The sequence below is a fragment of the Enterobacter soli ATCC BAA-2102 genome, from assembly GCF_001654845.1.
Taxonomy (GTDB): domain Bacteria; phylum Pseudomonadota; class Gammaproteobacteria; order Enterobacterales; family Enterobacteriaceae; genus Enterobacter; species Enterobacter soli.
Genome location: NZ_LXES01000022.1, coordinates 1 through 26,909 on the forward strand (window position 1 = coordinate 1; position 26,909 = coordinate 26,909).

Sequence of the window (26,909 nt, forward strand, 5' to 3'; positions counted from 1 at the left end):
TTTCTGAACCACCGGTTTTTATAGGCCGGGTAAGACGAAGCCGGCACCCGGCAATGTGGACCGCACGATCCTTCCTTGAAACTTTCTCACCTTTCACTTGCAGACTCGACATTCAGGCCATTTCTGCGTATCGTTAGCTGTCTGGATGTCTAAACGTTTATACGTATGCTGTGAGGATATAAGGTTATGCCGATTCGGGTGCAGGACGAGCTACCAGCCGTCAATTTCTTACGTGAAGAAAATGTCTTCGTAATGACAGCTTCACGTGCAACAGGTCAGGAAATTCGCCCGCTGAAGGTGCTTATTCTCAATCTGATGCCGAAAAAGATCGAAACAGAGAATCAGTTCCTGCGTCTGCTGTCGAACTCGCCGCTTCAGGTGGATATCCAGCTGCTGCGTATCGATGCCCGTGAGTCGCGCAACACCCCTTCTGAGCATCTGAACAACTTCTACTGTAACTTCGACGATATCCGCGACGAAAACTTCGATGGCTTGATCGTGACTGGCGCACCGCTGGGTCTGGTGGAATTTAATGATGTCGCCTACTGGCCGCAGATCAAGCAGGTGCTGGAGTGGGCAAAAGATCACGTTACCTCCACTCTCTTTGTCTGTTGGGCGGTACAAGCCGCACTGAATATTCTGTATGGCATCCCCAAACAAACCCGCACTGAAAAGCTCTCTGGCGTATACGAACACCACATTCTTCATCCTCATGCGTTGCTGACGCGTGGTTTCGATGACTCCTTCCTCGCCCCGCATTCCCGCTATGCCGATTTCCCGGCACAGCTGATCCGTGATTACACCGATCTCGAGATCCTGGCGGAAACGGAAGACGGAGATGCTTACCTGTTTGCCAGCAAAGACAAACGTATCGCGTTTGTGACCGGGCATCCTGAGTACGATCCAAACACCCTCGCAGCGGAGTTTTTCCGTGATGTTGAAGCCGGTTTGAGCCCGGAAGTTCCTTATAACTATTTCCCAAAGGACGACCCGCAAAACAAGCCCCGGGCCACCTGGCGCAGCCATGGAAATCTGCTCTTCACTAACTGGCTCAACTATTATGTCTACCAAATCACGCCATACGATCTGCGCCACATGAATCCGACGCTGGAGTAATTCACTACTCCGGACGATCCTAAAGCGTTTCAGCTATTCAGATCAGGCACCTTCGGGTGCCTTTTTTATTTCCGAAATAACACCCAACATCGATAAAAACTTTAATTCCATATTAATCAGCACGTTGCATTCAATTAATAATTAAAATGGAAATTGTTTTTGATTTTGGAAAAATTATAGATAGTCTTAATTCTGCTGAGCGAAAACCACACAACGATCTTTCGCTCGCATCGGGGGAGTGTTTTTGGATCTTTGATGAGGAGCAGAATAATGACTCAACAGGCAACCACGGCCGATGAACTGGCCTTTAACCAGCCGCATGGCGAACAAGAACAGCAAATCTTAACGCCAGAAGCCGTCGAATTCCTGACCGAGCTGGTGACCCGCTTTACGCCAAAGCGCAATAAACTGCTGGCGGCACGCATCCATCAACAGCAGGAAATTGACGATGGCAAGTTGCCTGGGTTTATTTCGGAAACTACTTCCATTCGTCGTAGCGACTGGACAATCCGCGGCATTCCTGAAGATTTGCAGGATCGTCGCGTCGAGATCACCGGCCCGGTAGAGCGCAAAATGGTGATTAACGCCATGAATGCTAACGTTAAAGTCTTCATGGCCGATTTTGAAGATTCTCTGGCTCCGGACTGGCGAAAAGTCATCGACGGGCAAATCAACCTGCGTGATGCCGTGAACGGCACCATCAGCTATACCAACGAAGCCGGGAAAATCTACCAGCTCAAACCGAACCCGGCTGTTCTGATTTGCCGTGTACGTGGCCTGCATCTGCCTGAAAAGCATGTCACCTGGCGCGGTGAAGCCATCCCTGGCAGCCTGTTCGATTTTGCCCTCTATTTCTTCCACAACTACAAAAGCTTGTTGGCGAAAGGCAGCGGCCCCTATTTCTACCTGCCAAAAACTCAGGCCTGGCAGGAAGCGGCCTGGTGGAGTGAAGTCTTTAGCTATGCAGAGGATCGTTTCGACCTGCCGCGCGGCACCATCAAAGCCACGCTGTTAATTGAAACGCTGCCGGCGGTCTTCCAGATGAACGAAATTCTGCACGCGCTGCGCGACCACATTGTTGGCCTGAACTGCGGACGCTGGGATTACATCTTTAGCTACATCAAAACCCTGAAAAATCACGCCGACCGCGTGCTGCCGGATCGTCAGGTTGTCACCATGGACAAACCGTTCCTCAGCGCTTATTCGCGTCTGCTGATTAAGACCTGCCACAAGCGCGGTGCGTTTGCGATGGGCGGTATGGCGGCATTTATTCCAAGCAAAGATGCCGAGCGAAACAACCAGGTGCTCAACAAGGTGAAAGCCGATAAAGAGCTGGAAGCACGTAACGGCCATGATGGCACGTGGATTGCACACCCGGGCCTGGCCGATACGGCGATGGAGGTGTTCAACCGCGTACTGAGGGACAACAAAAACCAGCTGTTTGTCACGCGCGAAGAGGATGCACCAACCGCAGAAGAGCAGCTGCTGGCGCCTTGTACGGGTGAACGCACCGAAGAGGGGATGCGCGCCAATATTCGCGTTGCCGTGCAGTACATCGAAGCGTGGATCTCCGGTAACGGCTGCGTGCCAATCTACGGTCTGATGGAAGATGCCGCCACGGCGGAGATCTCCCGCACCTCTATCTGGCAGTGGATCCATCACCAAAAAACGCTCAGTAACGGTAAGCCGGTAACCAAATCCCTGTTCCGCCAGATGCTGGCCGAAGAGATGCTGGTTATCCAGGACGAACTGGGCGAGCACCGCTTCAGCAGCGGGCGTTTTGACGACGCTGCGCGCCTGATGGAGCAAATCACCACATCAGATGACTTAATCGACTTCCTCACCCTGCCAGGCTACCGCCTGCTTGCGTAATCCACCACATAACAATATGGAGCATCTGCACATGAAAACACGTACCCAACAGATCGAAGAATTACAAAAAGAGTGGACACAGCCGCGCTGGGAAGGCATTCGTCGCCCTTACAGCGCCGAGGAAGTGGTGAAATTACGTGGCTCGGTCAATCCGGAGTGCACGCTGGCGCAGCTGGGTGCGGCAAAAATGTGGCGTCTGCTGCATGGCGGTTCAAAAAAAGGCTATATCAACAGCCTGGGGGCGCTGACGGGTGGTCAGGCGCTGCAACAGGCGAAGGCGGGTATTGAGGCGGTTTACCTGTCGGGCTGGCAAGTGGCAGCGGATGCCAACCTCGCCTCCAGTATGTACCCGGATCAATCGCTCTATCCGGCAAACTCTGTGCCGTCAGTGGTGGAGCGGATCAACAACACCTTCCGTCGTGCGGATCAGATCCAATGGTCTGCGGGCATTGAGCCAAACGATCCGCGTTTTGTGGATTACTTCCTGCCGATCGTCGCCGATGCAGAAGCCGGTTTCGGTGGCGTGCTGAATGCCTTTGAGCTGATGAAATCGATGATTGAGGCCGGTGCAGCGGCCGTACACTTCGAAGATCAGCTGGCATCGGTGAAGAAGTGCGGACATATGGGCGGTAAAGTGCTGGTTCCGACTCAGGAAGCGATTCAGAAACTGGTTGCAGCGCGTCTGGCTGCGGATGTTCTGGGGGTTCCGACGCTGGTGATTGCTCGTACCGATGCAGACGCGGCTGACCTGATCACCTCTGACTGCGACCCGTACGATAGCGAGTTCATTACCGGCGAGCGTACCAGCGAAGGCTTCTACCGCACCCATGCTGGCATTGAACAGGCTATCAGCCGCGGTCTGGCCTATGCACCGTATGCGGACCTGGTGTGGTGTGAAACCTCAACACCGGATCTGGCGCTGGCAAAACGCTTTGCCGATGCTATTCATGCGAAATACCCCGGCAAACTGCTGGCCTATAACTGTTCGCCATCCTTCAACTGGCAGAAGAATCTGGACGATAAAACGATCGCCAGCTTCCAGCAACAGCTGTCGGATATGGGCTACAAATACCAGTTCATCACCCTGGCGGGTATTCACAGCATGTGGTTCAACATGTTCGACCTGGCCCACGCTTATGCGCAGGGCGAGGGCATGAAGCACTATGTTGAGAAAGTACAACAGCCAGAGTTCGAGGCCGGTAAAGAGGGCTATACCTTTGTTTCTCACCAGCAGGAGGTGGGAACAGGCTACTTCGATAAAGTCACCACCATCATTCAGGGGGGCGCCTCCTCTGTGACGGCCTTAACGGGATCGACGGAAGAAGCACAGTTCTGATGTTTTCCCCCTCTCCCCTGTGGGGAGAGGGTTGGGGTGAGGGGGAATAAGATGTCGCGTGGCCTGGAATTATTGATTGCACAAACCATCCTGCAAGGCTTTGATGCGCAGTATGGTCGTTTTCTGGAAGTGACGTCCGGCGCACAGCAGCGTTTTGAACACGCCGACTGGCACGCCGTCCAGCAGGCCATGAAGCAGCGTATCCACCTTTACGATCACCATGTGGGTCTGGTGGTGGAACAGCTGCGCTGTATAACCGATGGCAAAAGCCCTGATGCGGCTTTTTTGCTGCGCGTTAAAGAGCACTACACCCATTTATTACCCGATTACCCGCGCTTCGAAATTGCGGAGAGCTTTTTTAATTCTGTTTATTGTCGGTTATTTGACCACCGCTCGTTATCTCCCGAGCGGTTATTTATTTTCAGCTCCCAGCCCGAGCGCCGTTTTCGTACCATCCCGCGGCCGCTGGCGAGAGACTTCTTTCCCGATAACGGCTGGGCGTCTCTGCTACACCGCGTGTTAACCGATTTACCGCTGCGCTTGCCCTGGCAGAACAAAACCAGAGACATCGGTTTTATCATCGCGCATCTCGGTGAAACGTTCGGTGAAGAGGTACTCGCTCACAGCCATCTTCACGTTGCGAATGAGCTTTTTTACCGTAATAAAGCCGCCTGGCTGGTCGGCAAACTGATTACGCCCACCGCTACCGTACCGTTCCTGCTGCCCATTCACCGCAGCGATGAGGGCGAGCTGTTTGTCGATACCTGCCTGACAACCAGCGCTGAGGCCAGCATTGTTTTTGGTTTTGCCCGTTCTTATTTCATGGTGTATGCACCGCTGCCAGCGGCTCTGGTGGAGTGGCTGCGTGAGATCCTGCCGGGGAAAACCACCGCCGAGCTGTATATGGCGATTGGCTGTCAGAAGCACGCCAAAACCGAAAGCTACCGGGAATATCTGCACTACATCTCCGCGGCTGATGAGCAGTTTATCGAAGCCCCCGGCATTCGCGGGATGGTGATGCTGGTGTTTACCCTGCCAGGCTTTGATCGGGTGTTTAAAGTTATCAAAGATAAGTTCGCGCCACAGAAAGAGATGACTGCCGCCCATGTCCGGGCCTGCTATCAGCTGGTGAAAGAACACGACCGCGTCGGGCGCATGGCGGACACCCAGGAATTCGAAAACTTTGTGCTGGATAAGCAGCAGATTGACCCGGCGCTCATGGCGCTTTTGCTTCAGGAAGCGCCGGGTAAGATAACCGATCTGGGCGATAAAATTGTCATCAGCCACCTCTACATAGAGCGCCGCATGGTGCCGCTGAATATCTGGCTGGAGCAGTCGGAAGGGCAAGGATTACGGGATGCCATTGAAGAGTACGGCAATGCTATCCGCCAGCTTGCCGCCGCCAATATCTTCCCGGGCGACATGCTGTTTAAAAACTTTGGCGTCACCCGTCACGGGCGTGTGGTGTTCTATGATTATGATGAAATTTGCTATATGACCGAAGTGAATTTCCGCGACATACCGCCGCCGCGCTACCCGGAAGACGAGATGTCCAGCGAGCCGTGGTATAGCGTCTCGCCGGGGGATGTTTTTCCGGAGGAGTTTCGTCACTGGCTATGTGCTGACCCGCGCATCGGGCCGTTATTTGAAGAGATGCACGACGATCTGTTCCATGCGAGCTACTGGCGTGGACTGCAAACGCGGATTAAGAACGGGCACGTGGAGGATGTGTACGCTTACCGGCGTAAGCAGCGGTTTAGCATCAGATTTTCTCCCTCTCCCGCAGGGTGAGGTCATCATGTTTTCTCCCTCTCCCTGTGGGAGAGGGTCGGGGTGAGGGCATCAGGTCGCACTCAATCCTAGCGAATCCCACCGTACGCCAGCGTCACCTCTTTTGCCGCCTTAATCACCAGCGCACCCAGCTCGGTTACCCGGTCATCGGTCATGCGGGAGATTGGCCCGGAGATGGAGATGGCCGCAAACGGTTCGCGGTGCTCGTCAAAAATACAGGCCGCGAGACAGCGCAGGCCGAGCGCGTGTTCTTCATCATCAAACGAATAGCCACGCTTGCGCGTCAGGGCTAAATCTTCTTTCAGATGGACTGGGGAAACCAGCGTCGCATGGGTGTAGGCGTGCAGCCCTTTGCGGTGCAATAAGCCGGTTACCTGTTCTTCGCTCAGCTGCGAGAGAAACGCTTTGCCCGCCCCGGAGGCATGCATCGGCAGTTTGCCGCCAATGGGGGCAGACATACGCATCAGCTGGGTACATTGTACCTGGTCGATGATGATCGCCTGATGGTCGCTCTGGTCCAGAACGGCCAGGTTCACTGTTTCACCGGACTCTTCCATTAGCTTGCGCAGAATAGGGTGCACAATGGCCAGCAGGTTACGGCTTTGCAGGAAGCTACTGCCGACGATAAACGCATGTGCGCCCACCGCCCAGTGCCCCAGTTCGCCCACCTGACGCACAAAGCCCAGCTGCTGCATGGTGGTGAGCAGGCGGTGAGTGGTGGAGTTTGGCAGGCCAGCCTGTTGCGCCAGCTCCGTCAGGGCCACGCTACTGTGCGACTCGGCTATCCATTCCAGCAGCTTCAGACCGCGAGTCAGCGATTGAACCTGTCCGCCCTGTTGTGTGGCGGTGGTGGCAGCAGGTTTTCTGCCGCGTTTAGCGGGAACGGTAGCGACCATGACGATCTCCTTTTTCTGTATCGTGGAAATCATTTTCGTTTTATTTGCTGGTTTTGCAACCGTTATCCTGACTGATCGGATGAGTGATGGTGAACATGTCTCATGTTACCGCTGTGTGACTTTTCCACCCTGCCAGATTATGCCAGTATGGACTGCTGGCCTTTTGGCCTGGTTGAGCGTTGTCGGGAGCAAGTGTGAGCAGCAAAGTAGAGCAACTGCGTGCGCAGTTAAATGAACGAATTCTGGTGCTGGACGGCGGCATGGGCACCATGATCCAGGGCTATCGTCTGAGTGAAGACGATTTCCGCGGCGAGCGTTTTGCCGACTGGCCATGTGACCTGAAAGGGAACAACGACCTGCTGGTGTTAAGCAAGCCGCAAGTGATTGCGGATATCCACAACGCCTATTTTGAAGCGGGTGCGGATATCGTTGAAACCAACACCTTTAACTCGACAACTATCGCCATGGCGGATTACCAGATGGAATCCCTGTCGGCGGAAATCAACTTTGCCGCTGCGAAGCTGGCGCGCGCCTGTGCAGACGAATGGACGGCCCGCACGCCGGATAAACCACGCTACGTTGCCGGGGTACTTGGCCCGACAAACCGCACGGCGTCGATTTCACCTGACGTGAACGACCCCGCGTTTCGTAATATTAGCTTCGACCAGCTGGTGGCCGCGTACCGCGAATCCACAAAAGCGCTGGTGGAAGGCGGTTCCGATCTGATCCTGATTGAAACAGTATTCGATACCCTCAACGCCAAAGCTGCGATTTACGCGGTAAAAGAGGAGTTCGAAGCGCTGGGCGTTGACTTGCCGATCATGATTTCCGGCACCATTACCGACGCCTCCGGCCGTACCTTGTCCGGCCAGACAACCGAAGCCTTTTATAACTCACTGCACCACGCCGAAGCGCTCTCCTTCGGCCTGAACTGCGCGTTGGGGCCTGATGAACTGCGTCAGTACGTGCAGGAACTCTCGCGTATTGCGGAATGCTACGTCACCGCCCACCCGAACGCCGGTCTGCCAAACGCCTTTGGTGAATACGATCTGGATGCCGACACCATGGCGGCGCAAATCCGCGAGTGGGCCGAGTCAGGCTTCCTGAATATCGTGGGTGGCTGTTGCGGTACCACGCCAGAACATATCGCGGCCATGAGCAATGCGGTAGCCGGCTTGCCGCCGCGCAAGCTGCCAGAGCTGCCCGTCGCCTGCCGTTTGTCTGGCCTTGAGCCGCTGACCATCGGCGACGATAGCCTGTTTGTGAACGTCGGTGAACGTACAAACGTCACTGGCTCCGCGAAGTTCAAGCGCCTGATTAAAGAAGAGAAGTACAGCGAAGCGCTGGACGTTGCCCGCCAGCAGGTTGAAAGCGGCGCACAGATTATCGATATCAACATGGATGAAGGGATGCTCGACGCCGAAGCGGCGATGGTGCGTTTCCTCAACCTGATTGCCGGCGAGCCGGACATCGCCCGCGTGCCGATTATGATTGACTCCTCGAAGTGGGAAGTCATCGAAAAAGGGCTGAAATGCATTCAGGGTAAAGGCATCGTTAACTCCATTTCGATGAAAGAGGGGATCGATATCTTTATCCATCACGCGAAGCTGGTACGCCGTTACGGCGCAGCCGTGGTGGTCATGGCCTTTGATGAAGTCGGTCAGGCCGACACCCGCGAGCGCAAGATTGAGATTTGCCGCCGTGCGTACAAAATTTTGACCGAAGAGGTGGGCTTCCCGCCGGAAGACATCATTTTCGACCCGAACATCTTCGCGGTGGCGACCGGGATTGAAGAACACAACAACTACGCCCAGGACTTTATCGGTGCCTGTGAGGACATCAAACGCGAGCTGCCACATGCGCTGATCTCCGGCGGTGTGTCGAACGTGTCGTTCTCATTCCGTGGTAACGACCCGGTGCGTGAGGCTATCCACGCCGTATTCCTTTACTACGCTATCCGCAACGGGATGGATATGGGGATCGTGAACGCCGGGCAACTGGCAATTTACGACGACCTGCCGGCAGAACTGCGCGATGCGGTGGAGGACGTTATCCTCAACCGTCGTGATGATGCCACCGAGCGAATGCTGGATCTGGCTGAAAAATACCGTGGCAGCAAATCGGATGAAGCGGTCAATGTTCAGCAGGCCGAATGGCGCTCCTGGGATGTGAGAAAGCGTCTGGAATATTCGCTGGTTAAAGGGATTACCGAGTTTATCGAACTGGATACCGAAGAAGCGCGTCTCCAGTCCGCGCGCCCGATTGAAGTAATCGAAGGGCCGCTGATGGACGGCATGAACGTGGTCGGTGACCTGTTCGGCGAGGGCAAAATGTTCCTGCCACAGGTGGTGAAATCCGCCCGCGTGATGAAGCAGGCTGTGGCCTACCTTGAACCCTTTATCGAAGCCAGTAAAGAGAAAGGCTCCAGCAACGGGAAAATGGTTATCGCCACCGTAAAAGGCGATGTTCACGACATCGGCAAGAATATCGTCGGCGTGGTGTTGCAGTGTAATAACTACGAAATTATCGATCTTGGCGTGATGGTGCCCGCGGACAAAATCCTCAAAACCGCACGTGAAGTGAACGCCGACCTGATTGGCCTTTCCGGGCTGATCACTCCGTCGCTGGACGAGATGGTCAACGTGGCGAAAGAGATGGAGCGTCAGGGCTTTACCATTCCGCTGCTGATTGGCGGAGCGACCACCTCTAAAGCGCATACCGCGGTGAAAATCGAGCAGAACTACAGTGGCCCGACGGTCTACGTGCAAAACGCCTCGCGTACTGTGGGGGTTGTCTCTTCACTGCTATCCGCCACGCAGCACGATGACTTTGTGGCACGCACCCGCAAAGAGTACGAAACCGTCCGTGTTCAGCACGCGCGTAAAAAGCCCCGCACGCCACCGGTTACGTTGCAGGCTGCGCGCGATAACGATCTGGCGTTCGACTGGTCCAGCTATACGCCGCCGGTTGCGCACCGTCTGGGCGTGCAGGATGTGACGGCCAGTATTGAAACGCTGCGTAACTACATCGACTGGACGCCGTTCTTTATGACCTGGTCGCTGGCGGGAAAATACCCGCGCATCCTCGAAGACGAAGTGGTGGGTGAAGAAGCACAGCGCCTGTTCAAAGATGCGAACGAGATGCTCGATATGCTGAGCGCGGAGAAAACCCTCAACCCGCGTGGCGTGGTGGGGCTGTTCCCGGCAAACCGCGTGGGTGACGATGTTGAAATCTACCGTGATGAAACCCGCACCCATGTGCTGGCCGTGAGCCGCCATCTGCGCCAGCAAACCGAGAAGGTGGGTTTTGCGAACTACTGTCTGGCCGATTTCGTGGCACCGAAGCTTTCCGGTAAAGCCGATTACATCGGCGCATTTGCCGTAACCGGTGGTCTGGAAGAAGATGCGCTGGCGGATGCGTTCGAAGCGCAGCACGATGATTACAACAAAATCATGGTGAAAGCGATTGCCGACCGTCTGGCGGAGGCTTTCGCGGAGTACCTGCACGAGCGCGTGCGCAAGGTGCACTGGGGTTACGCGGCCAATGAAAACCTCAGCAACGAGGAGTTAATCCGCGAAAACTACCAGGGCATTCGCCCGGCACCGGGCTACCCGGCCTGCCCGGAACACACCGAGAAGGGCACCATCTGGGAGCTGCTGGATGTGGAAACACACACCGGCATGAAGCTGACCGAATCCTTCGCCATGTGGCCTGGGGCATCAGTTTCTGGCTGGTACTTCAGTCACCCGGACAGCAAGTACTTTGCCGTGGCCCAGCTTCAGCGCGATCAGATAGAAGATTATGCGCAGCGTAAAGGGATGAGCGTTTCAGAAGTGGAGCGCTGGTTAGCGCCGAATTTAGGCTACGACGCGGACTAAGGTCACTTTTCCTTACAACAAACAGGGCGCTCATTGGGCGCCCTGTCTCTTTCTTACGTTTAAACCCTTATACTGAAAGAAGGTTCTTTCCACATCGCCCGGTGGGATTTGCTTACCGGGCCTGTGCGTAGGCCGGATAAGGCGTAGCCGCCATCCGGCAAGACAACGCGCGCTGAACCTCAGGAAAATCGATAACGATAAGGAGGACCCCCTTCTGTGCTGACTCTGTTACACCTGCTCTCCGCAGTGGCATTGCTGGTATGGGGCACACATATTGTCCGTACCGGTGTGATGCGCGTATTCGGTGCGCGCCTACGAACCGTTCTCAGCAGCAGCGTTGAGAAGAAACCGCTCGCCTTCTGTGCAGGCATCGGCGTGACGGCGCTGGTGCAAAGTAGTAACGCCACCACCATGCTTGTTACCTCGTTTGTGGCGCAGGATCTGGTGGCGCTCACGCCTGCGCTGGTGATTGTGCTGGGTGCCGATGTGGGGACCGCGCTGATGGCGCGTATCCTGACGTTCGATCTGTCGTGGCTGTCGCCGCTGCTGATTTTTATCGGCGTTATCTTCTTCCTGGGCCGTAAGCAGACCCGCGCAGGGCAGCTCGGGCGAGTGGGCATTGGCCTGGGGTTGATCCTGCTGGCGCTGGAGCTGATTGTGCAGGCGGTGACGCCCATTACGCAGGCCAATGGCGTGCAGGTGATTTTCGCCTCGTTGACGGGCGATATCATGCTGGATGCGCTGATTGGTGCCGTCTTTGCTATCGTCAGTTATTCAAGCCTGGCCGCCGTGCTGCTGACCGCGACCCTTGCGAGTGCCGGGGCTATCTCGTTCCCGGTGGCGCTGTGTCTGGTGATTGGTGCGAACCTCGGCTCCGGCCTGCTGGCGATGCTCAACAACAGCGCCGCCAATGCCGCCGCCCGCCGCGTTGCGCTCGGCAGCCTGCTGTTTAAGCTGGTGGGAAGCCTGATTATTCTGCCGTTTGTTCACCTGCTGGCAGGGATCATGCAAAAGCTGCCTTTGTCGGACGCCGAGCTGGTTATCTATTTTCACGTGTTCTACAACCTGGTGCGCTGTCTGGCGATGGTTCCCTTCGCTGCGCCAATGGCCCGCTTCTGCGAACGCCTTATCCGCGATGAACCTGAGCTGGACGCCCGGCTGAAACCGAAGCATCTGGACACCTCTGCGTTGGACACCCCGGCCCTGGCCTTAGCCAATGCCGCCCGTGAGACACTGCGCATGGGCGATGCGATGGAAACGATGCTGGAGGGGCTGCAAAGGGTCATGCACGGCGAGCCTCGCGAAGAAAAAGAGCTGCGCAGGCTGGCAGATGATATCAACGTGCTTTATACCGCCATCAAGCTCTATCTGGCGCGAATGCCTCAGGACGAGCTGGCGGAAGAGGAGTCGCGCCGGTGGGCGGAAATCATCGAAATGTCCCTGAACCTGGAGCAGGCCTCTGACATCGTCGAACGTATGGGCAGTGAAATAGCCGATAAATCATTGGCTGCACGCCGTGCATTCTCGGTTGAAGGTCTGAAAGAGCTGGAAGCCTTGCACGAACAGCTATTGAGTAACCTCAAGCTGGCGATGTTGGTCTTTTTCTCAAGCGATGTGCCTGGTGCACGCCGTTTACGCCGTAATAAACACCGTTTCCGCATTCTTAACCGCCGCTACTCTCATGCGCACGTTGAGCGCCTGCATCAGCAAAACGTGCAAAGCATTGAAACCAGCTCCCTGCATCTGGGGCTGCTGGGCGATATGAAACGTCTTAACTCGTTGTTCTGTTCCGTTGCCTACAGCGTGATGGAACAGCCGGATGAAGACGACGAGCGGGACGAGTATTAATCTCTGAAAGCGCCTCGCAGAACTGCTTTACGAGGCGTGCTTCCTTTTTAAATGTGTTCTAGCCTGAAAGCCTTACTATTGAGAGGGAATAGAAAGTGCTTGTTTACTACGCTACACTTCGCCAATTCATGCGCATTCCAATGGGGGTTGTCATGCGCGCTGCTAAAGGCGTTAAAAAATCGGTCAATGTTTCACTTGCGCCAGAGATTCTGGACGAGGCGCGCAAACTTGAACTCAATCTTTCTGCCGTATTAACGGAAGCATTGCAGGAGAAGTTTCGTGAAAGACATCGTGCTGCGTGGCTGGAAGAAAATAAAGAAGCCATTGAGGCAGTTAACCAATGGGTGGATGAAAACGGCTCTTTCAGCAACTTTCAAAGGTCGTTCTGATGGAGCAATATTTTGCTTATGAGAATGCTGGTAGCGGTAAGGCGGTTTATCCGTGGTTGATCAACATGCAGCATCCCGTTGCGAATGTGATGAAACATGTACTGGTTGCTCCTGCACTTGAATTAAGCCAACTCGGTGGCATTCATCCCCCAGCGAAAGTGTTCCCGGTGGTTGAAATCGCTGGAAAACCTTGTGTGGTAATGATGCATATGATGTCGGGTATCTCCGCAAAAGAGTTAGGTGAGCGCGTGGCTGATCTGACTGATAAAAGGGCTTCTTTGCGGGATGCGCTCGATTTTCTTATCAATGGCTACTAAGGCATTTTTTCTCAGCCACAAGGTAAGGTATATTTCGCCTCTACAGGAGAAACTATGCTGCCAACTCAATCAACCCGATTAAATAAATACATTAGCGAGAGCGGGATCTGCTCACGTCGCGAGGCTGACCGTTACATTGAACAGGGTAACGTGTTCCTCAACGGCAAACGCGCCACCATCGGCGACCAGGTCGTACCTGGCGATGTGGTCAAAGTGAATGGTCAGGTCATCGAACCCCGCGATGCCGAAGACCTGGTGTTTATCGCGTTGAATAAACCGGTTGGTATCGTTAGTACCACGGAAGATGGCGAGCGGGACAACATTGTTGATTTCGTTAACCACAGCAGTCGTATCTTCCCGATTGGTCGTCTGGATAAAGACTCCCAGGGGCTGATTTTTCTCACCAACCACGGCGACCTGGTAAACAAAATTCTGCGTGCCGGAAACGACCACGAGAAAGAGTACATCGTCACGGTGAATAAACCGGTCACTGATGAGTTTATCCGTGGAATGGGTGCCGGCGTGCCGATTCTGGGTACCGTCACCAAAAAGTGTAAGGTGAAGAAAGAAGCTCCGTTCGCGTTTCGCATTACGCTGGTGCAGGGCTTAAACCGCCAGATCCGTCGTATGTGCGAGCACTTTGGTTATGATGTGACGAAGCTGGAGCGCACCCGAATCATGAACGTCAGCCTGTCCGGTATTCCGTTGGGCGAGTGGCGTGATTTAACCGGTGACGAACTGATTGAGCTGTTTAAGCTGATTGAGGATTCGTCTTCTGAAGCGAAACCAAAAGCGAAAGCCAAACCGAAGACCCAGGTGGTTAAGCGCCCGGTGGTGAAAGCCCCGCAGGCAGAAGACAAAGGGCGAGGTAAACCGGCTAATGGAAAACGCTTTACCCAGCCCGGGCGCAAAAAGAAAGGGCGCTAATCAGCGCCGTCCACGGGTAGAGGTATTTGCCGACCAGGAAAACGTCGCCTCTGCATCGGGTTTATAAGCCTGCTGTTTCTTCAACTTGCGGGCTTTTTTTGCGTCTGCTTCACGCTGTTCCATCAGTTTGTCGATGTACTCTCTTTTTACCTGATTGGTTTCGCCGTTAGTCAGTGTGCGGCCATGGGCGATACGGGCGCGGTCGAGAAGCGTCTTAAGTTCACGCTGCTCGGCTTCCGTCATATCTTGCTGGGTCAATCGTGGTGTCGCCATCGCTGAAGCCTCCTGTTGAAGAGGCTTCAGTGTAAAACAAGTGGCGGCAATTAACCTTGTTTCACCACATCTTTTTTCGGTTGTTCTTCAATAGGTTTGCCAGACCAGTAACCTGCCAGCAGAGAGCCTGAAAGGTTATGCCACACTGAGAACAATGCGCCAGGCAGGGCAGCCAGCGGCGAGAAGTAGATTTTACCTAGTGCCGCGGCCAGGCCAGAGTTTTGCATTCCCACTTCAATCGCCAGCGTGCGGCAGGTGGATTCGTCAAAGCCAAACAGTTTGCCACCCCAGTAACCACCCAGCAGGCCAATGGTGTTATGCAGTACCACCGCAATGATCACCACAAAGCCGACAGACGCAATGTGCGAGGCGGAACCCGCTACCACGGCGCTGATGATTGCCAGAATACAGACCATCGAAAACGCGGGCAGACAGGGTTCGACCGCCTTCACCACGCGCGGGAACAGATGGTGGATAATCAGCCCCAGCGCAATCGGGATCACCACGATTTGCAGAATGCTGAGCAGCATCCCCATGACGTCTACCTGAATATGCGCATCCACATACAGGCGGGTTAACAGCGGTGTGGCAATCACGCCTACGAGAGTAGACACGGACGAGATGGTCACGGAGAGCGCAACATCGCCTTTCGCCAGATAGATCATCACGTTTGATGCTGTACCACTCGCCACGCTGCCGACCAGCACCATCCCGGCGGATAAATCAGGCGGCATCTTAAAGGCCATCGCCAGCAGCCAGGCCGCGAGTGGCATCACCAGATAGTGCAGGAAAATACCCGCAGCGACAGGTGCAGGGCGCGACAGCACGCGTTTAAAGTCGTCAATTTTCAGATGCACGCCCATACCGAACATAATCAGCATCAGCAACGTGGTGACCCAGGGGCCGATGCCCGTGAAGCTGGTGGGGGTGTAATACGCGAGTACAGAGAGCAGCAGTGCCCATAACGGGAACAGCCGGGTGATGGCGGATAACATAGTTAATTCCTTGCAGTATTGTCGTGTTGTTTAGTTATGAAAAAGCCGGGTCTGTGCCCGGCTTATTGATATTGTTTATCGTGCTAACGAATTTTATTCAAACAAATTCTGATGAAGTTTTTGCACGACAAGCTCAGCCTGATCGGCAGGGACGAGGAAGCACAGGTTGTAGCTGGATGCGCCGTAGCAAATCATGCGGATGTTGAACGGGTCGAGCACGCCGAAGACCTCTTTGCCCACGCCACAGGCGCGTGACAGCTTGTTACCGATGATGGCAACCAGCGCCAGGTTCTCTTCCACTTCCACGCGGCACAGTTCAGACAGCTCAATCAACAGCGATTGCGTCAGCAGGGTATCGCCAGTAGAAGTTGAACCAGTAGTGTCCAGCGTCAACGCGACACTCACTTCGGACGTCGTGATCAGGTCTACGGAGATATTGTGGCGCGCCAGGATCCCAAACACTTCCGCCAGGAAGCCGCGGGAGTGCAGCATGTTCAGGCTGTGCAGTGTCACCAGCGTCTGGCGGCGGCGCAGGGCCAGCGCGCGGAACAGCGGTGGGTTCTCGGTTTTTTTACAGACCAGCGTACCGCCCGCTTTCGGATCTTTGCTGGAGCCAACGAACACCGGAATATCACTGCGAACAGCAGGTAACAGGGTCGCCGGATGTAGCACTTTCGCGCCGAAGGTGGCCATTTCTGCCGCTTCTTCAAACGCGATCACATCAATTCGTTTCGCCGCGGACACCACGCGCGGGTCGGTGGTGTAGATGCCCGGGACATCGGTCCAGATATCCACACGGGTCGCATGCAGCGCTTCGCCCAGCAGTGCGGCGGTGTAGTCACTGCCACCACGGCCAAGGGTAGTGGTACGGCCTTTCGCTTCGCTACCGATAAAGCCCTGGGTGATCACCATACCCTCAGCAAGACGCGGTGTCAGTTGCTGGTTGGTTAGTTCAGCCAGCACGTCGACGTCCGGCTCGGCGCGGCCAAAGCGGTCGCTGGTGCGCATGATTTTGCGGACGTCAAACCACTGCGCCTGAACTTCACGTTCACGCAGGATCTCAACGAACAGCAGGGTAGACATCAGCTCGCCGTGGCTAACCAGTTCGTCAGTCAGGGCAGTAGAGGTTGCCAGCGATGCGGCTTCCGCAAGCGTGGTGATGTTTTCGAGCAGGCGCTCAACTTCTTCGCGGATGACGTTCGGATTCTGCATCCGTTCGAGGATGTTGAACTGAATTTTGCGCAGCGCATCGAGCTTCACGAAACGTTCTGTCGCTTCCAGTCCTTCAGACAGAGAAACCAGCAGGTTCGTCACGCCAGCGGATGCTGAAAGCACCACCAGGCGGGTATTCGGATCGGCTAGCACCACATCGGCGCTGCGGTTCATGGCATCGTAATCAGCCACACTGGTGCCGCCAAACTTAGCGACCACAAAACTCGTCATAACAACCTCGTGTCAGGGAATGAATAAAGCGACCTTGGCACAAGAATGAAACGAAAACAGGTGCAGGCGCAAATACGGCCCTATAAATAAAATGTGGGGGAGGTCCTGTCAATGCTGGGATTATGCGGATTTTTCATGGGGGGGCACCCCTCAGTAACAGGACTTATAACATGTCGCTATTTTATTCTGCAAACCAGGACATTCTGAACGACATTCAACCCCCTCGGGGGCAGGTTTTAGCAGCTATACTTTTCGGGTCTTTTCACCTGCGTTTGATGCAGGCCAGGGCAATGGCATAAAAACCATCACAATTTTTATTTGCAGGCGCTACAATCGACCGCAGTCACAATTCTCAAATCAGAAGAGTATTGCTAATGAAAAACATCAACCCAACGCAGACCGCTGCCTGGCAGGCACTACAGAAACATTATGATGAAATGAAAGACGTCACTATCGCGGATCTGTTCGCGAAAGATGCCGATCGTTTCAACAAGTTCTCCGCGACCTTCGACGACCTGATGCTGGTGGACTTCTCCAAAAACCGCATTACCGAAGAGACACTGGCAAAATTGCAGGATCTGGCGAAAGAAACCGCGCTCAGCGATGCGATTAAATCCATGTTCTCTGGCGAGAAGATCAACCGCACCGAAGACCGTGCTGTGCTGCACGTTGCACTGCGTAACCGTAGCAATACTCCAATTATCGTCGATGGCAAAGATGTGATGCCAGAAGTGAACGCGGTACTGGAGAAGATGAAAGCCTTCTCTGAAGCGATCATCTCTGGTAGCTGGAAAGGCTACACCGGTAAAGCCATCACCGACGTGGTGAACATCGGTATCGGTGGTTCTGACCTCGGCCCATTCATGGTCACCGAAGCGCTGCGCCCGTACAAAAACCACCTCAACATGCACTTCGTTTCTAACGTCGATGGCACGCACATCGCTGAAGTGCTGAAGAACGTGAACCCAGAAACCACTCTGTTCCTGGTGGCGTCTAAAACCTTCACCACCCAGGAAACCATGACCAACGCCCACAGCGCGCGTGACTGGTTCCTGGAAACCGCCGGTGACAACAAACACGTCGCGAAACACTTCGCCGCGCTGTCTACCAACGGTAAAGCGGTTGGCGAGTTCGGTATCGACACGGCAAACATGTTCGAGTTCTGGGACTGGGTTGGCGGCCGTTACTCTCTGTGGTCTGCAATCGGTCTGTCCATCATCCTGTCTGTTGGCTTCGACAACTTCGTTGAGCTGCTTTCCGGCGCACATGCGATGGATAAACACTTCGCCTCCACCGCGCCTGAGAAAAACCTGCCAGTACTGCTGGCACTGATTGGTATCTGGTACAACAACTTCTTCGGTGCTGAAACCGAAGCTATCCTGCCATACGACCAGTATATGCACCGCTTTGCTGCCTACTTCCAGCAGGGCAACATGGAATCCAACGGTAAATACGTTGACCGTAACGGCAATGCCGTGGACTACCAGACTGGCCCAATCATCTGGGGCGAGCCTGGCACCAACGGCCAGCACGCGTTCTACCAGCTGATCCACCAGGGCACCAAAATGGTACCGTGCGATTTCATCGCGCCAGCGATTACCCATAACCCGCTGTCGGATCACCATCCGAAACTGCTGTCTAACTTCTTCGCTCAGACTGAAGCGCTGGCGTTCGGCAAGTCTCGTGACGTGGTTGAACAGGAATACCGCGACCAGGGTAAAGATCCGGCGACCCTGGATCACGTTGTGCCGTTCAAAGTGTTCGAAGGCAACCGCCCAACCAACTCCATCCTGCTGCGCGAAATCACTCCGTTCAGCCTGGGTGCGCTGATTGCCCTGTATGAGCACAAAATCTTTACTCAGGGCGCGATCCTGAACATCTTCACCTTTGACCAGTGGGGCGTTGAGCTGGGCAAACAGCTGGCAAACCGCATTCTGCCAGAGCTGGGTGATGACAAAGCGATTAACAGCCACGACAGCTCTACAAACGGTTTGATTAATCGTTATAAAGCATGGCGTGCATAATTAATATGTCATGAAAAATGCCGGCGAAATGCCGGCATTTTTTTATCGGATAATTCCTGATGTCTGTTATTTAACTCAAATTCCCGTGATGAGTTTAATCTGAAAAAGGCCGTTAACCTGTTAATTACTGCGGTTTATTTTAGGAATATACGGAGAATGAAATTGGTATGTTGTTATTATAACTTGCTGAATAAAAATGATTTTATATTAGTTTAATTATTCTCTTTCATCGCAAATATCCAATATTCTGAAAACCTCCCCTCTATTTACCCGTACGACAATCCCTCTGCTTTAGTTGTGTATACTCGATTCCGCTCGAAATTCTTTTTGGGCACATCTCCATTCATTCAATGAAGGGAAATTGTTATGAAGAAAGTACTGTATGGCATTTTTGCCATATCTGCGCTTGCGGCGACATCTGTATATGCGGCTCCGGTTCAGGTCGGGGAAGCGGCAGGGTCGGCAGCGACGTCTGCGTCTGCGGGGAGTTCTACCGCAGCCAGCACCAGCACCGTAAGTTCAGCCGTGGGTGTCGCGCTGGCGGCAACCGGTGGCGGTGATGGCTCCAATACCGGAACCACGACCACCACGACGACCAGCACCCAGTAATACCGGGTGTTTTAATCATAACCACACTTCGGTGTGGTTATTTCGCCCCTTCGGAGAAGAGTCGTGAAGCGACCTGCAATCATCCTGATTTGCCTGCTTTTACAGGCGTGTTCAGCCACCACTAAAGGGCTGGGAAACTCGCTGTGGGACAGCATGTTTGGTACGCCTGGCGTGCATCTTACCGATGACGATATCCAGAACATGCCCTATGCCAGCCAGTACATGCAGTTAAACGATGGCCCGCAACTGTTTGTGGTGCTCGCTTTCGATGAAAACGGGCAGCAGAAATGGGTGACGCAGGATCAGGCCACCATCGTGACGCAGCATGGTCGAATCGTAAAAACGCTGCTTGGCGGCGATAACCTGCTTGAGGTGAACAATCTTGCGGCCGACCCGCTCATCAAACCGAATCAGATAACCGATGGTGCAAGCTGGACGCGCACGATGGGCTGGACGGAACACAAGCAGGTACGCTACGCCACGGCACACTCTGTATTCCGCTGGGACGGCACGGACAGCGTAAAGGTTGGCAGTGATGAAACCCAGGTTCGCGTGCTGGATGAAGCGGTCACCACCGATCAGACAAGCTGGCATAACCGCTACTGGGTGGATGATGAAGGGCAGATCCGCCAGTCGCTACAGTACCTCGGCGCCAATTTCTTCCCGGTAAAAACCACTCTGATCAAGGCGGCGAAACCATGAAAATCCGCACTAGCATGGCGCTGATCCTGTGCCTTGCCGCGCCGCTGGCCTGGTCTGCGGGCACGGTGAAGGTTTACACGCCTGACAGCACACAACCCAAAACCTTAACCAATGCCGGGCATCTGCTGGATCTTGTCGGCCAGCCCAGGCTGGCAAACAGCTGGTGGCCCGGGGCTGTGATCAGCGAGCACCAGGCAACGGTGCTGGCAGAACAAAAACAGCGCGCATTGCTCGCAAGGCTTACCGGCCTTGCAGAACAGGAAGATGGCGATGACGCGGCGGCAATCAACAGCGTTCGCCAGCAGTTGCAGGCGCTGAAGATAACCGGCCGCCAGCAGATCAACCTCGACCCGGATGCGGTGAGAGTGGCAGAGAACGGCAACCCAACGCTTGAAGGGGAGTACACGCTCTGGCTTCCTGCTCAGCCTTCAACCATCACCGTGATGGGGCTTGTCAGCAGTCCGGGTAAAAAGCCCTTCACGCCAGGGCGCGATGTGGCGAGTTACCTTGATGAGCAGAGCGCGTTGAGTGGTGCGGATAACAGCTACGCCTGGGTGGTTTATCCCGACGGGCGCACACAAAAAGTCCCCGTGGCCTACTGGAACAAGCGCCATATCGAACCCATGCCCGGCAGCGTGATTTTTGTCGGCTTTGCCGACCACTTCTGGACGAAGGCATATGACGGACTCAACGCCGATATCCTTCACACCCTGATGCAGCGGATACCGGATTAATGAAAAGAACTTATCTCTACAGCATGCTGGCGCTGTGCGTAAGCGCTGCCTGCCATGCAGAAACGTATCCGGCGCCGGTGGGTCCATCGCAATCGGACTTCGGCGGTGTCGGCTTAATGCAAACGCCCACGGCACGCATGGCGCGTGAAGGGGAACTGAGCCTTAACTATCGTGATAACGATCAGTACCGCTATTACTCAGCTTCTGTGCAGCTGTTTCCGTGGCTTGAAACCACGCTGCGTTATACCGATGTGCGTACCAAACAATACAGCAGCGTAGAGGCATTCTCCGGCGACCAGACATACAAAGATAAAGCTTTCGACGTCAAACTGCGCCTGTGGGAAGAGAGCTACTGGATGCCGCAAGTGTCCGTCGGGGCGCGGGATATCGGCGGTACGGGCTTGTTTGATGCGGAGTATATCGTTGCCAGCAAAGCCTGGGGCCCGTTTGATTTCTCGCTGGGTATGGGCTGGGGTTATCTCGGCACTAGCGGTAACGTGAAAAACCCGTTCTGTTCCTACAGCGACAAATATTGTTATCGCGACAACAGCTACCAGAAAGCCGGCTCGATCAACGGCGACCAGATGTTCCACGGCCCGGCCTCGCTGTTTGGCGGCGTAGAATACCAGACGCCGTGGCAGCCATTACGCCTGAAGCTGGAGTACGAAGGTAACAACTACAGCGAAGATTTCGCCGGAAAAATTGAGCAGAAGAGCAAGTTTAACGTCGGCGCCATTTACCGCGTCACCGATTGGGCCGACGTTAACCTCAGCTATGAGCGCGGTAACACCGTGATGTTTGGTTTTACCCTGCGCACCAACTTCAACGATATGCGGCCGCATTACAACGACAACGCACGGCCTGCATACCGACCGGAGCCGCAGGACGCCATTATTCAGCACTCCGTGGTGGCTAACCAGCTCACGCTGCTGAAATACAACGCGGGCCTCGCGGATCCGAAAATTCAGGTGAAAGGCGATACGCTTTACGTTACCGGCGAGCAGGTGAAATACCGCGACTCGCGCGAAGGGATCGAGCGCGCCAACCGGATCATCATGAACGATCTGCCGGACGGGATCCGCACGATCCGCGTAACGGAAAACCGGCTTAACTTGCCGCAGGTGACCACGGAAACGGATGTGGCCAGCCTGAAGCGCCATCTTGAAGGCGAACCGCTTGGGCATGAAACCGAGCTGGTGCAAAAACGCATTGAGCCCGTGGTGCCTGAAACCACCGAGCAGGGCTGGTATATCGATAAATCGCGCTTTGATTTCCATATCGATCCGGTACTGAACCAGTCCGTCGGCGGGCCGGAAAACTTCTACATGTATCAGCTGGGCGTCATGGCCACGGCGGATCTGTGGGTCACTGACCACCTGCTGACCACCGGTAGTCTGTTTGGCAACATCGCCAACAACTACGACAAATTCAACTATACCAACCCGCCGAACGACTCGAAGCTACCGCGGGTGCGTACCCGCGTGCGTGAGTACGTGCAGAATAATGCCTACGTGAACAACCTCCAGGCAAACTACTTCCAGTACTTCGGCAACGGTTTCTACGGACAGGTGTACGGTGGCTATCTGGAAACCATGTACGGCGGCGCGGGGGCAGAGGTGCTTTACCGTCCTGTCGACAGCAACTGGGCGTTTGGTGTGGATGCCAACTATGTGAAACAGCGTGACTGGCGCAGTGCGCAGGACATGATGAAGTTCACCGATTACAGTGTGAAGACGGGTCACCTGACGGCCTACTGGACGCCATCGTTCGCACCAGATGTGCTGGTCAAAGCCAGCGTCGGGCAGTATCTGGCGGGGGATAAAGGCGGTACGCTGGATATCTCTAAACACTTCGACAGCGGCGTTGTGGTGGGCGGTTATGCCACCATCACCAACGTGTCACCGGATGAATACGGGGAAGGGGACTTCACTAAAGGTGTCTATGTGTCGATTCCGTTGGATCTGTTCTCCACCGGGGCGACGCGCAGCCGCGCAGCAATCGGCTGGACGCCGCTCACGCGTGACGGTGGTCAGCAGCTTGGGCGTAAGTTCCAGCTGTACGACATGACCAGCGATAAGAATATTAACTTCCGCTAGCGCTTCAAGCCGGGTGGCACTGCGTTTGCCCGGCCTACGTTTTTTGTAGGCCCGGTAAGCGCAGCGCCACCGGGCGAATCACAAGCGACGCAAAAGCCTTGCCGGATTCCCGGCGTAAACCCCTTTCTCTGCAATCGATTTTGTTACCACACTTCCTGCGCCAATCACCACGCCATCACAGATGGAGACTGCCAGAATGGTTGCGCCGCTGCCTATTGAGACATCATTACCCACGGTAATACGCCCCCAACTGTCGCGGTCTGCGTTAGGTTTACCGTCACGAAACATATCGTTGGCAAACATGACCCCGTGACCGATAAAACAGCGTTCACCAATAGTGACGTATTCACAGATAAACGTGTGCGACTGAATTTTGCTGTCGTCGCCAATGCGTGTATTGCTCTGGATTTCAACAAAGGGCCCGACGAACACCCCGTTGCCCAACATGCAGTCATACAGGTTAGCGGGTTCGTATACCGTCACATTGTCGCCGTAAGTCACGTTGCGAATGCCGGTTGGTTTGCACTTCATTGGCGTGTTCCTTACATAAAACATAATTAAAAAATATAGATCCGCGTCACATTTTTGCGTTATACAGGAACCTCGCCCTGGAGAATGAGGTGCTGTATGACATCCCTGACTCGTCCGCGCGTTGAGTTTATCTCAACAATCCTCCAGACCGTGCTGAACCTCGGTCTGCTGAGCCTTGGCCTGATACTGGTCGTCTTTCTGGGCAAAGAAACGGTGCATCTGGCGGATGTATTGTTTGCCCCTGAGCAAACCAGCAAATACGAGCTGGTAGAAGGACTGGTGGTCTACTTTCTCTACTTTGAATTTATTGCCCTGATTGTGAAGTATTTTCAGTCAGGTTTTCACTTCCCGCTACGCTATTTTGTCTACATTGGGATCACGGCGATTGTGCGGCTGATCATCGTTGACCACAAATCCCCGCTTGATGTGCTGATCTACTCGGCGGCGATCCTGCTTTTGGTGATCACCCTCTGGCTGTGCAACTCTAAACGGCTGAAACGTGAATAAAAAAATGGCGCTCCGAGGAGCGCCTAATAACAGTCACAAGTTGGGTCAATACAATACGTCAAAGTTGAGGGTTGCAGTGGCATAACACAATGAAACTTAACCTTTTACACCGCCCGCCGTCAGGCCATTAACCAGCCAGCGCTGCGCCAGCAGGAACACCACGGTAATCGGGATGGCAGAGAGTACAGCCGCCGCGGCAAAGTCGCCCCACAGGTAGTTTTGCGGGTTGAGGTATTGCTGCATCCCAACGGCCAGGGTGTAGCTGTTTACATCGCGCAGTAACAGAGACGCGACCGGCACTTCGGTGATAGCGGCGATAAACGACAGGATAAACACCACCGCCAGGATAGGTACCGACAGTGGCAGCAGTACCAGACGGAACGCCTGCCACGGGGTTGCGCCATCCAGCGCCGCCGCTTCTTCCAGCGAGCCGTCGATGGTTTCGAAATAGCCTTTGATGGTCCACACATGCAGGGCGATACCGCCAAGATAGGCGAAGATCACACCGCCGTGGGTGTTCAGGCCGATAAAGGGTACATACTGGCCCAGGCGGTCAAACAAGGCATACAACGCGACCAGAGACAGTACTGCCGGGAACATCTGGAAAATCAGCATCCCTTTCAGCAGCGCGGCTTTGCCCGGGAAACGCATACGGGCGAAAGCATACGCACAGGTAGTCGAGAGCGTGACGATGCCAATCGCGGTGATCCCGGCGATTTTTATCGAGTTCCACAGCCACAGCAGCACCGGGAACGGTGGTGGTGTGACGCGGCCATCCGCATGTTCCACGCTAAAGCCAAGCGCTAACTTCCAGTGTTCCCAGGAGATTTCATCCGGGATCAGGCTACCTGTCGCAAAGTTACCCGAACGCAGGGAGATGGCGATGACCATCAGCAGCGGGAACATGATTGCCGCGATAAAAATCAGCAGGCCTAAATGCGTCGCGAGGAGGCGCAGCTTCTGAGATTTGGGTTGTACCATAGCCATGATCGATGCCCTCCTTAGTCAAATTTCATTCGTGTAGCTTTCAGGTTCACAATCGCCAGAGCACCTACCAGCAGGAAGATCAGGGTGGCAATCGCCGCCGCCAGACCGAAGTCCTGACCACCGCCGCCTTCGAAGGCGATACGGTAGGTGTAGCTCACGAGCAGGTCGGTATAGCCTGCTGGCGTTGTGGTGCCAAGACGGTCAGGGCCGCCGTTGGTCAACAGCTGAATCAGTACGAAGTTGTTAAAGTTAAATGCAAAGCTGGCAATCATCAGCGGCGTCAGCGGTTTAATAAGCAGCGGCAGCGTGATTTTAAAGAAGTTCTGGAACGGGCCAGCGCCATCCATTGCCGAGGCTTCATACAGGTCGTCCGGGATGGCTTTCAGCAGGCCCATGCACAGGATCATCATGTACGGATAACCCAGCCAGGTGTTCACGATGATAATCATCGAACGGGCCGTCGTCGGGTCGCTGAACCAGGCCGGTTTGATACCGAACAGCGCGCTCAGCATCATGTTGATTTCACCGAAGCTCTGGTTAAACAGCCCTTTGAAAATCAGAATCGAGATAAACGATGGTACGGCATACGGCAGGATAAGCAGCACGCGGTAAATCGCTTTGCCTTTCAGGGATTCCCACTGTACTAGACAGGCCAGCACCATGCCCACGGCAACGGTCAGGATCACGGTCAGTACAGAGAACACCACCGTCCAGACGAAAATGGCGAAGAACGGTTTCTGGATCCCTTCGTCGGTAAAGACGCGGGCAAAGTTGTCCCAGCCGATAGTCACGGTATAACCCGGGCTGAGCTTGTCATCACCCCATTTGCCATCGGCGGTAATGGACTGATAGAAACCGATGTCGTTGTTCGGACGGTACTTCACGCCGCTCTGATTGTTGGTGAGTGTTCCGTCATTGGCCAGCGTGTAGAGCGGTTGCGTACCGGAGAACTGGCGCAGTGAGCTCATGGTCACTTTGCTTTCATCGGGCAGCATGGCGGTCAGTTGAGTCAGCGCCTGGCGGTTCTGGGTAATGATACGCAGGTTGGCGCGTTCACCTTCCGGCAGGGCAGCCTCTTTTAAGGCCAGCTTCTGTTCACCACCGAATTTGAAGGTGTCGGAAACGAAGTTTTTACCGCTCTCTTCGTCAGTGAGTGCTAACTTCCACTCGTCACCCGCAGGATACAGGCCGAAGTTGAAGGTTTTACCCGCCTGGTATGAGCGGTCCAGAAGCACCTGCGTTGCGCGTTCTTGCGCCAGCTGGTTGGTGCTGCTGTAGTTGGTGAAGGCGATAGCAATGGTACAAATCAGCGGGAACAGGACGAACAGCCCCATCCCGGCGACACCCGGATAAACGTAACGCCAGGCGTAGGCTTTACGGTTAGCGAAAATATACAGGCCAGCAGAGCTTAAAATCAGCGTCATGATGGCGAACAGGTACTCCCCCTGTACGTACATTAAAACAATCAAGTATCCCACCAGCAGGCATAACAGACCTATCACTGACCATTTCAGTGTGTCGTTTTGCCACCAGTGTTTCTTTTTAATGACATCCATGGGGTTCTTCCTCTACAACGTTTGATCTTTTCTCCCTCTCCTGGGGGAGAGGGCCGGGGTGAGGGCGTCCGGATAGCGACAA

At 54.6% G+C, this 26,909-nt stretch carries 22 protein-coding genes; 15 read left to right on the forward strand and 7 right to left on the reverse strand.

Annotation, left to right across the window (positions count from 1 at the left end; genetic code table 11):
• The first annotated feature begins 186 nt into the window (after positions 1-186).
• The 4 genes from metA to aceK all read left to right on the forward strand — a co-directional run bounded on the left by metA (position 187) and on the right by aceK (position 6,115).
• A complete protein-coding gene (gene metA, locus M987_RS07115; protein WP_014068469.1) occupies positions 187-1,116 on the forward strand; it encodes a homoserine O-acetyltransferase MetA in 930 nt (309 codons plus the stop codon).
• Positions 1,117-1,386: 270 nt separating this feature from the next.
• Positions 1,387-2,988 carry a malate synthase A gene (gene aceB, locus M987_RS07120; RefSeq protein ID WP_014068470.1) on the forward strand — a complete coding sequence of 534 codons (1,602 nt, stop codon included), beginning with the start codon at positions 1,387-1,389 and terminating at the stop codon, positions 2,986-2,988.
• A 31-nt stretch (positions 2,989-3,019) separates the two neighbouring features.
• Entirely contained in the window at positions 3,020-4,324 is a 1,305-nt protein-coding gene (gene aceA / locus M987_RS07125; protein WP_014068471.1) for an isocitrate lyase, read from the forward strand.
• A 51-nt stretch (positions 4,325-4,375) separates the two neighbouring features.
• On the forward strand, positions 4,376-6,115 hold the full coding sequence (gene aceK / locus M987_RS07130) for a bifunctional isocitrate dehydrogenase kinase/phosphatase (protein WP_014068472.1): 1,740 nt from the start codon (positions 4,376-4,378) through the stop codon (positions 6,113-6,115).
• Positions 6,116-6,183: 68 nt separating this feature from the next.
• On the opposite strand, the gene iclR is transcribed toward aceK, so the two are convergent.
• On the reverse strand, positions 6,184-7,011 hold the full coding sequence (gene iclR, locus M987_RS07135) for a glyoxylate bypass operon transcriptional repressor IclR (protein ID WP_014068473.1): 828 nt from the start codon (positions 7,009-7,011) through the stop codon (positions 6,184-6,186).
• 194 nt (positions 7,012-7,205) lie between these two features.
• Here iclR and metH point away from each other — a divergent pair, with 194 nt between their 5' ends.
• From metH to rluF, 5 genes are all read left to right on the forward strand, one after another.
• Positions 7,206-10,889 (forward strand): methionine synthase, encoded by a 3,684-nt coding sequence (metH, locus tag M987_RS07140; protein WP_014068474.1) that lies wholly within the window; start codon positions 7,206-7,208, stop codon positions 10,887-10,889.
• A gap of 216 nt (positions 10,890-11,105) precedes the next feature.
• Positions 11,106-12,737 (forward strand): Na/Pi cotransporter family protein, encoded by a 1,632-nt coding sequence (locus M987_RS07145; protein ID WP_014068475.1) that lies wholly within the window; start codon positions 11,106-11,108, stop codon positions 12,735-12,737.
• A gap of 95 nt (positions 12,738-12,832) precedes the next feature.
• Complete coding sequence (locus tag M987_RS07150) at positions 12,833-13,126, forward strand: type II toxin-antitoxin system CcdA family antitoxin (RefSeq protein WP_014068476.1); 294 nt, start codon at positions 12,833-12,835, stop codon at positions 13,124-13,126.
• Positions 13,126-13,443: a CcdB family protein gene (locus tag M987_RS07155; RefSeq protein WP_014068477.1), complete on the forward strand. Its 318-nt coding sequence runs from the start codon at positions 13,126-13,128 to the stop codon at positions 13,441-13,443. The genes M987_RS07150 and M987_RS07155 overlap by 1 nt, the downstream gene beginning before the upstream one ends.
• 54 nt (positions 13,444-13,497) lie before the next feature.
• Positions 13,498-14,370: a 23S rRNA pseudouridine(2604) synthase RluF gene (gene rluF, locus M987_RS07160; protein WP_014068478.1), complete on the forward strand. Its 873-nt coding sequence runs from the start codon at positions 13,498-13,500 to the stop codon at positions 14,368-14,370.
• Here the strand turns inward: rluF and M987_RS07165 are convergent, their stop codons facing one another.
• From M987_RS07165 to lysC, 3 genes are all read right to left on the reverse strand, one after another.
• Positions 14,371-14,643 (reverse strand): YjbD family protein, encoded by a 273-nt coding sequence (locus M987_RS07165; protein ID WP_014068479.1) that lies wholly within the window; start codon positions 14,641-14,643, stop codon positions 14,371-14,373.
• Between the two features lie 50 nt (positions 14,644-14,693).
• Positions 14,694-15,638 carry a ketopantoate/pantoate/pantothenate transporter PanS gene (gene panS / locus M987_RS07170; RefSeq protein WP_014068480.1) on the reverse strand — a complete coding sequence of 315 codons (945 nt, stop codon included), beginning with the start codon at positions 15,636-15,638 and terminating at the stop codon, positions 14,694-14,696.
• A 93-nt stretch (positions 15,639-15,731) separates the two neighbouring features.
• A complete protein-coding gene (gene lysC / locus M987_RS07175) occupies positions 15,732-17,081 on the reverse strand; it encodes a lysine-sensitive aspartokinase 3 (RefSeq protein WP_014068481.1) in 1,350 nt (449 codons plus the stop codon).
• Between the two features lie 374 nt (positions 17,082-17,455).
• On the opposite strand from lysC, the gene pgi reads away from it, so the two are divergent.
• The 5 genes from pgi to M987_RS07200 all read left to right on the forward strand — a co-directional run bounded on the left by pgi (position 17,456) and on the right by M987_RS07200 (position 23,246).
• Positions 17,456-19,105 (forward strand): glucose-6-phosphate isomerase, encoded by a 1,650-nt coding sequence (gene pgi / locus M987_RS07180; RefSeq protein WP_014068482.1) that lies wholly within the window; start codon positions 17,456-17,458, stop codon positions 19,103-19,105.
• Positions 19,106-19,471: 366 nt separating this feature from the next.
• Positions 19,472-19,714 carry an exopolysaccharide production protein YjbE gene (yjbE, locus tag M987_RS07185; RefSeq protein ID WP_013095034.1) on the forward strand — a complete coding sequence of 81 codons (243 nt, stop codon included), beginning with the start codon at positions 19,472-19,474 and terminating at the stop codon, positions 19,712-19,714.
• A 63-nt stretch (positions 19,715-19,777) separates the two neighbouring features.
• Positions 19,778-20,416, forward strand: a complete 639-nt coding sequence (locus M987_RS07190) for a YjbF family lipoprotein (RefSeq protein WP_014068483.1) — start codon at positions 19,778-19,780, stop codon at positions 20,414-20,416.
• The gene (locus M987_RS07195) at positions 20,413-21,150 is read left to right on the forward strand and encodes a capsule biosynthesis GfcC family protein (protein ID WP_014068484.1); all 738 of its coding nucleotides are present in this window, start codon (positions 20,413-20,415) and stop codon (positions 21,148-21,150) included. The genes M987_RS07190 and M987_RS07195 overlap by 4 nt, the downstream gene beginning before the upstream one ends.
• Entirely contained in the window at positions 21,150-23,246 is a 2,097-nt protein-coding gene (locus M987_RS07200; protein ID WP_014068485.1) for a YjbH domain-containing protein, read from the forward strand. The genes M987_RS07195 and M987_RS07200 overlap by 1 nt, the downstream gene beginning before the upstream one ends.
• A gap of 78 nt (positions 23,247-23,324) precedes the next feature.
• Here the strand turns inward: M987_RS07200 and M987_RS07205 are convergent, their stop codons facing one another.
• Positions 23,325-23,777 carry an acyltransferase gene (locus tag M987_RS07205; protein ID WP_014068486.1) on the reverse strand — a complete coding sequence of 151 codons (453 nt, stop codon included), beginning with the start codon at positions 23,775-23,777 and terminating at the stop codon, positions 23,325-23,327.
• Positions 23,778-23,873: 96 nt separating this feature from the next.
• On the opposite strand from M987_RS07205, the gene psiE reads away from it, so the two are divergent.
• Positions 23,874-24,284, forward strand: a complete 411-nt coding sequence (gene psiE, locus M987_RS07210) for a phosphate-starvation-inducible protein PsiE (protein ID WP_014068487.1) — start codon at positions 23,874-23,876, stop codon at positions 24,282-24,284.
• A gap of 96 nt (positions 24,285-24,380) precedes the next feature.
• Here the strand turns inward: psiE and malG are convergent, their stop codons facing one another.
• Both malG and malF read right to left on the reverse strand, forming a co-directional pair.
• Positions 24,381-25,271 carry a maltose ABC transporter permease MalG gene (gene malG, locus M987_RS07215; RefSeq protein WP_014068488.1) on the reverse strand — a complete coding sequence of 297 codons (891 nt, stop codon included), beginning with the start codon at positions 25,269-25,271 and terminating at the stop codon, positions 24,381-24,383.
• Between the two features lie 14 nt (positions 25,272-25,285).
• On the reverse strand, positions 25,286-26,827 hold the full coding sequence (malF, locus tag M987_RS07220) for a maltose ABC transporter permease MalF (RefSeq protein WP_014068489.1): 1,542 nt from the start codon (positions 26,825-26,827) through the stop codon (positions 25,286-25,288).
• Positions 26,828-26,909: the final 82 nt, after the last annotated feature.

Coding starts and splice junctions, on each gene's coding strand:
- aceK (WP_014068472.1), top strand. CDS start 4,376: ATGTCGCGTGGCCTGGAATTATTGATTGCACAAACCATCCTGCAAGGC.
- M987_RS07155 (WP_014068477.1), top strand. CDS start 13,126: ATGGAGCAATATTTTGCTTATGAGAATGCTGGTAGCGGTAAGGCGGTT.
- iclR (WP_014068473.1), bottom strand. CDS start 7,011: ATGGTCGCTACCGTTCCCGCTAAACGCGGCAGAAAACCTGCTGCCACC.
- M987_RS07205 (WP_014068486.1), bottom strand. CDS start 23,777: ATGAAGTGCAAACCAACCGGCATTCGCAACGTGACTTACGGCGACAAT.
- M987_RS07165 (WP_014068479.1), bottom strand. CDS start 14,643: ATGGCGACACCACGATTGACCCAGCAAGATATGACGGAAGCCGAGCAG.
- panS (WP_014068480.1), bottom strand. CDS start 15,638: ATGTTATCCGCCATCACCCGGCTGTTCCCGTTATGGGCACTGCTGCTC.
- metA (WP_014068469.1), top strand. CDS start 187: ATGCCGATTCGGGTGCAGGACGAGCTACCAGCCGTCAATTTCTTACGT.
- malF (WP_014068489.1), bottom strand. CDS start 26,827: ATGGATGTCATTAAAAAGAAACACTGGTGGCAAAACGACACACTGAAA.
- psiE (WP_014068487.1), top strand. CDS start 23,874: ATGACATCCCTGACTCGTCCGCGCGTTGAGTTTATCTCAACAATCCTC.
- M987_RS07195 (WP_014068484.1), top strand. CDS start 20,413: ATGAAAATCCGCACTAGCATGGCGCTGATCCTGTGCCTTGCCGCGCCG.
- aceA (WP_014068471.1), top strand. CDS start 3,020: ATGAAAACACGTACCCAACAGATCGAAGAATTACAAAAAGAGTGGACA.
- aceB (WP_014068470.1), top strand. CDS start 1,387: ATGACTCAACAGGCAACCACGGCCGATGAACTGGCCTTTAACCAGCCG.
- pgi (WP_014068482.1), top strand. CDS start 17,456: ATGAAAAACATCAACCCAACGCAGACCGCTGCCTGGCAGGCACTACAG.
- malG (WP_014068488.1), bottom strand. CDS start 25,271: ATGGCTATGGTACAACCCAAATCTCAGAAGCTGCGCCTCCTCGCGACG.
- yjbE (WP_013095034.1), top strand. CDS start 19,472: ATGAAGAAAGTACTGTATGGCATTTTTGCCATATCTGCGCTTGCGGCG.
- M987_RS07200 (WP_014068485.1), top strand. CDS start 21,150: ATGAAAAGAACTTATCTCTACAGCATGCTGGCGCTGTGCGTAAGCGCT.
- rluF (WP_014068478.1), top strand. CDS start 13,498: ATGCTGCCAACTCAATCAACCCGATTAAATAAATACATTAGCGAGAGC.
- lysC (WP_014068481.1), bottom strand. CDS start 17,081: ATGACGAGTTTTGTGGTCGCTAAGTTTGGCGGCACCAGTGTGGCTGAT.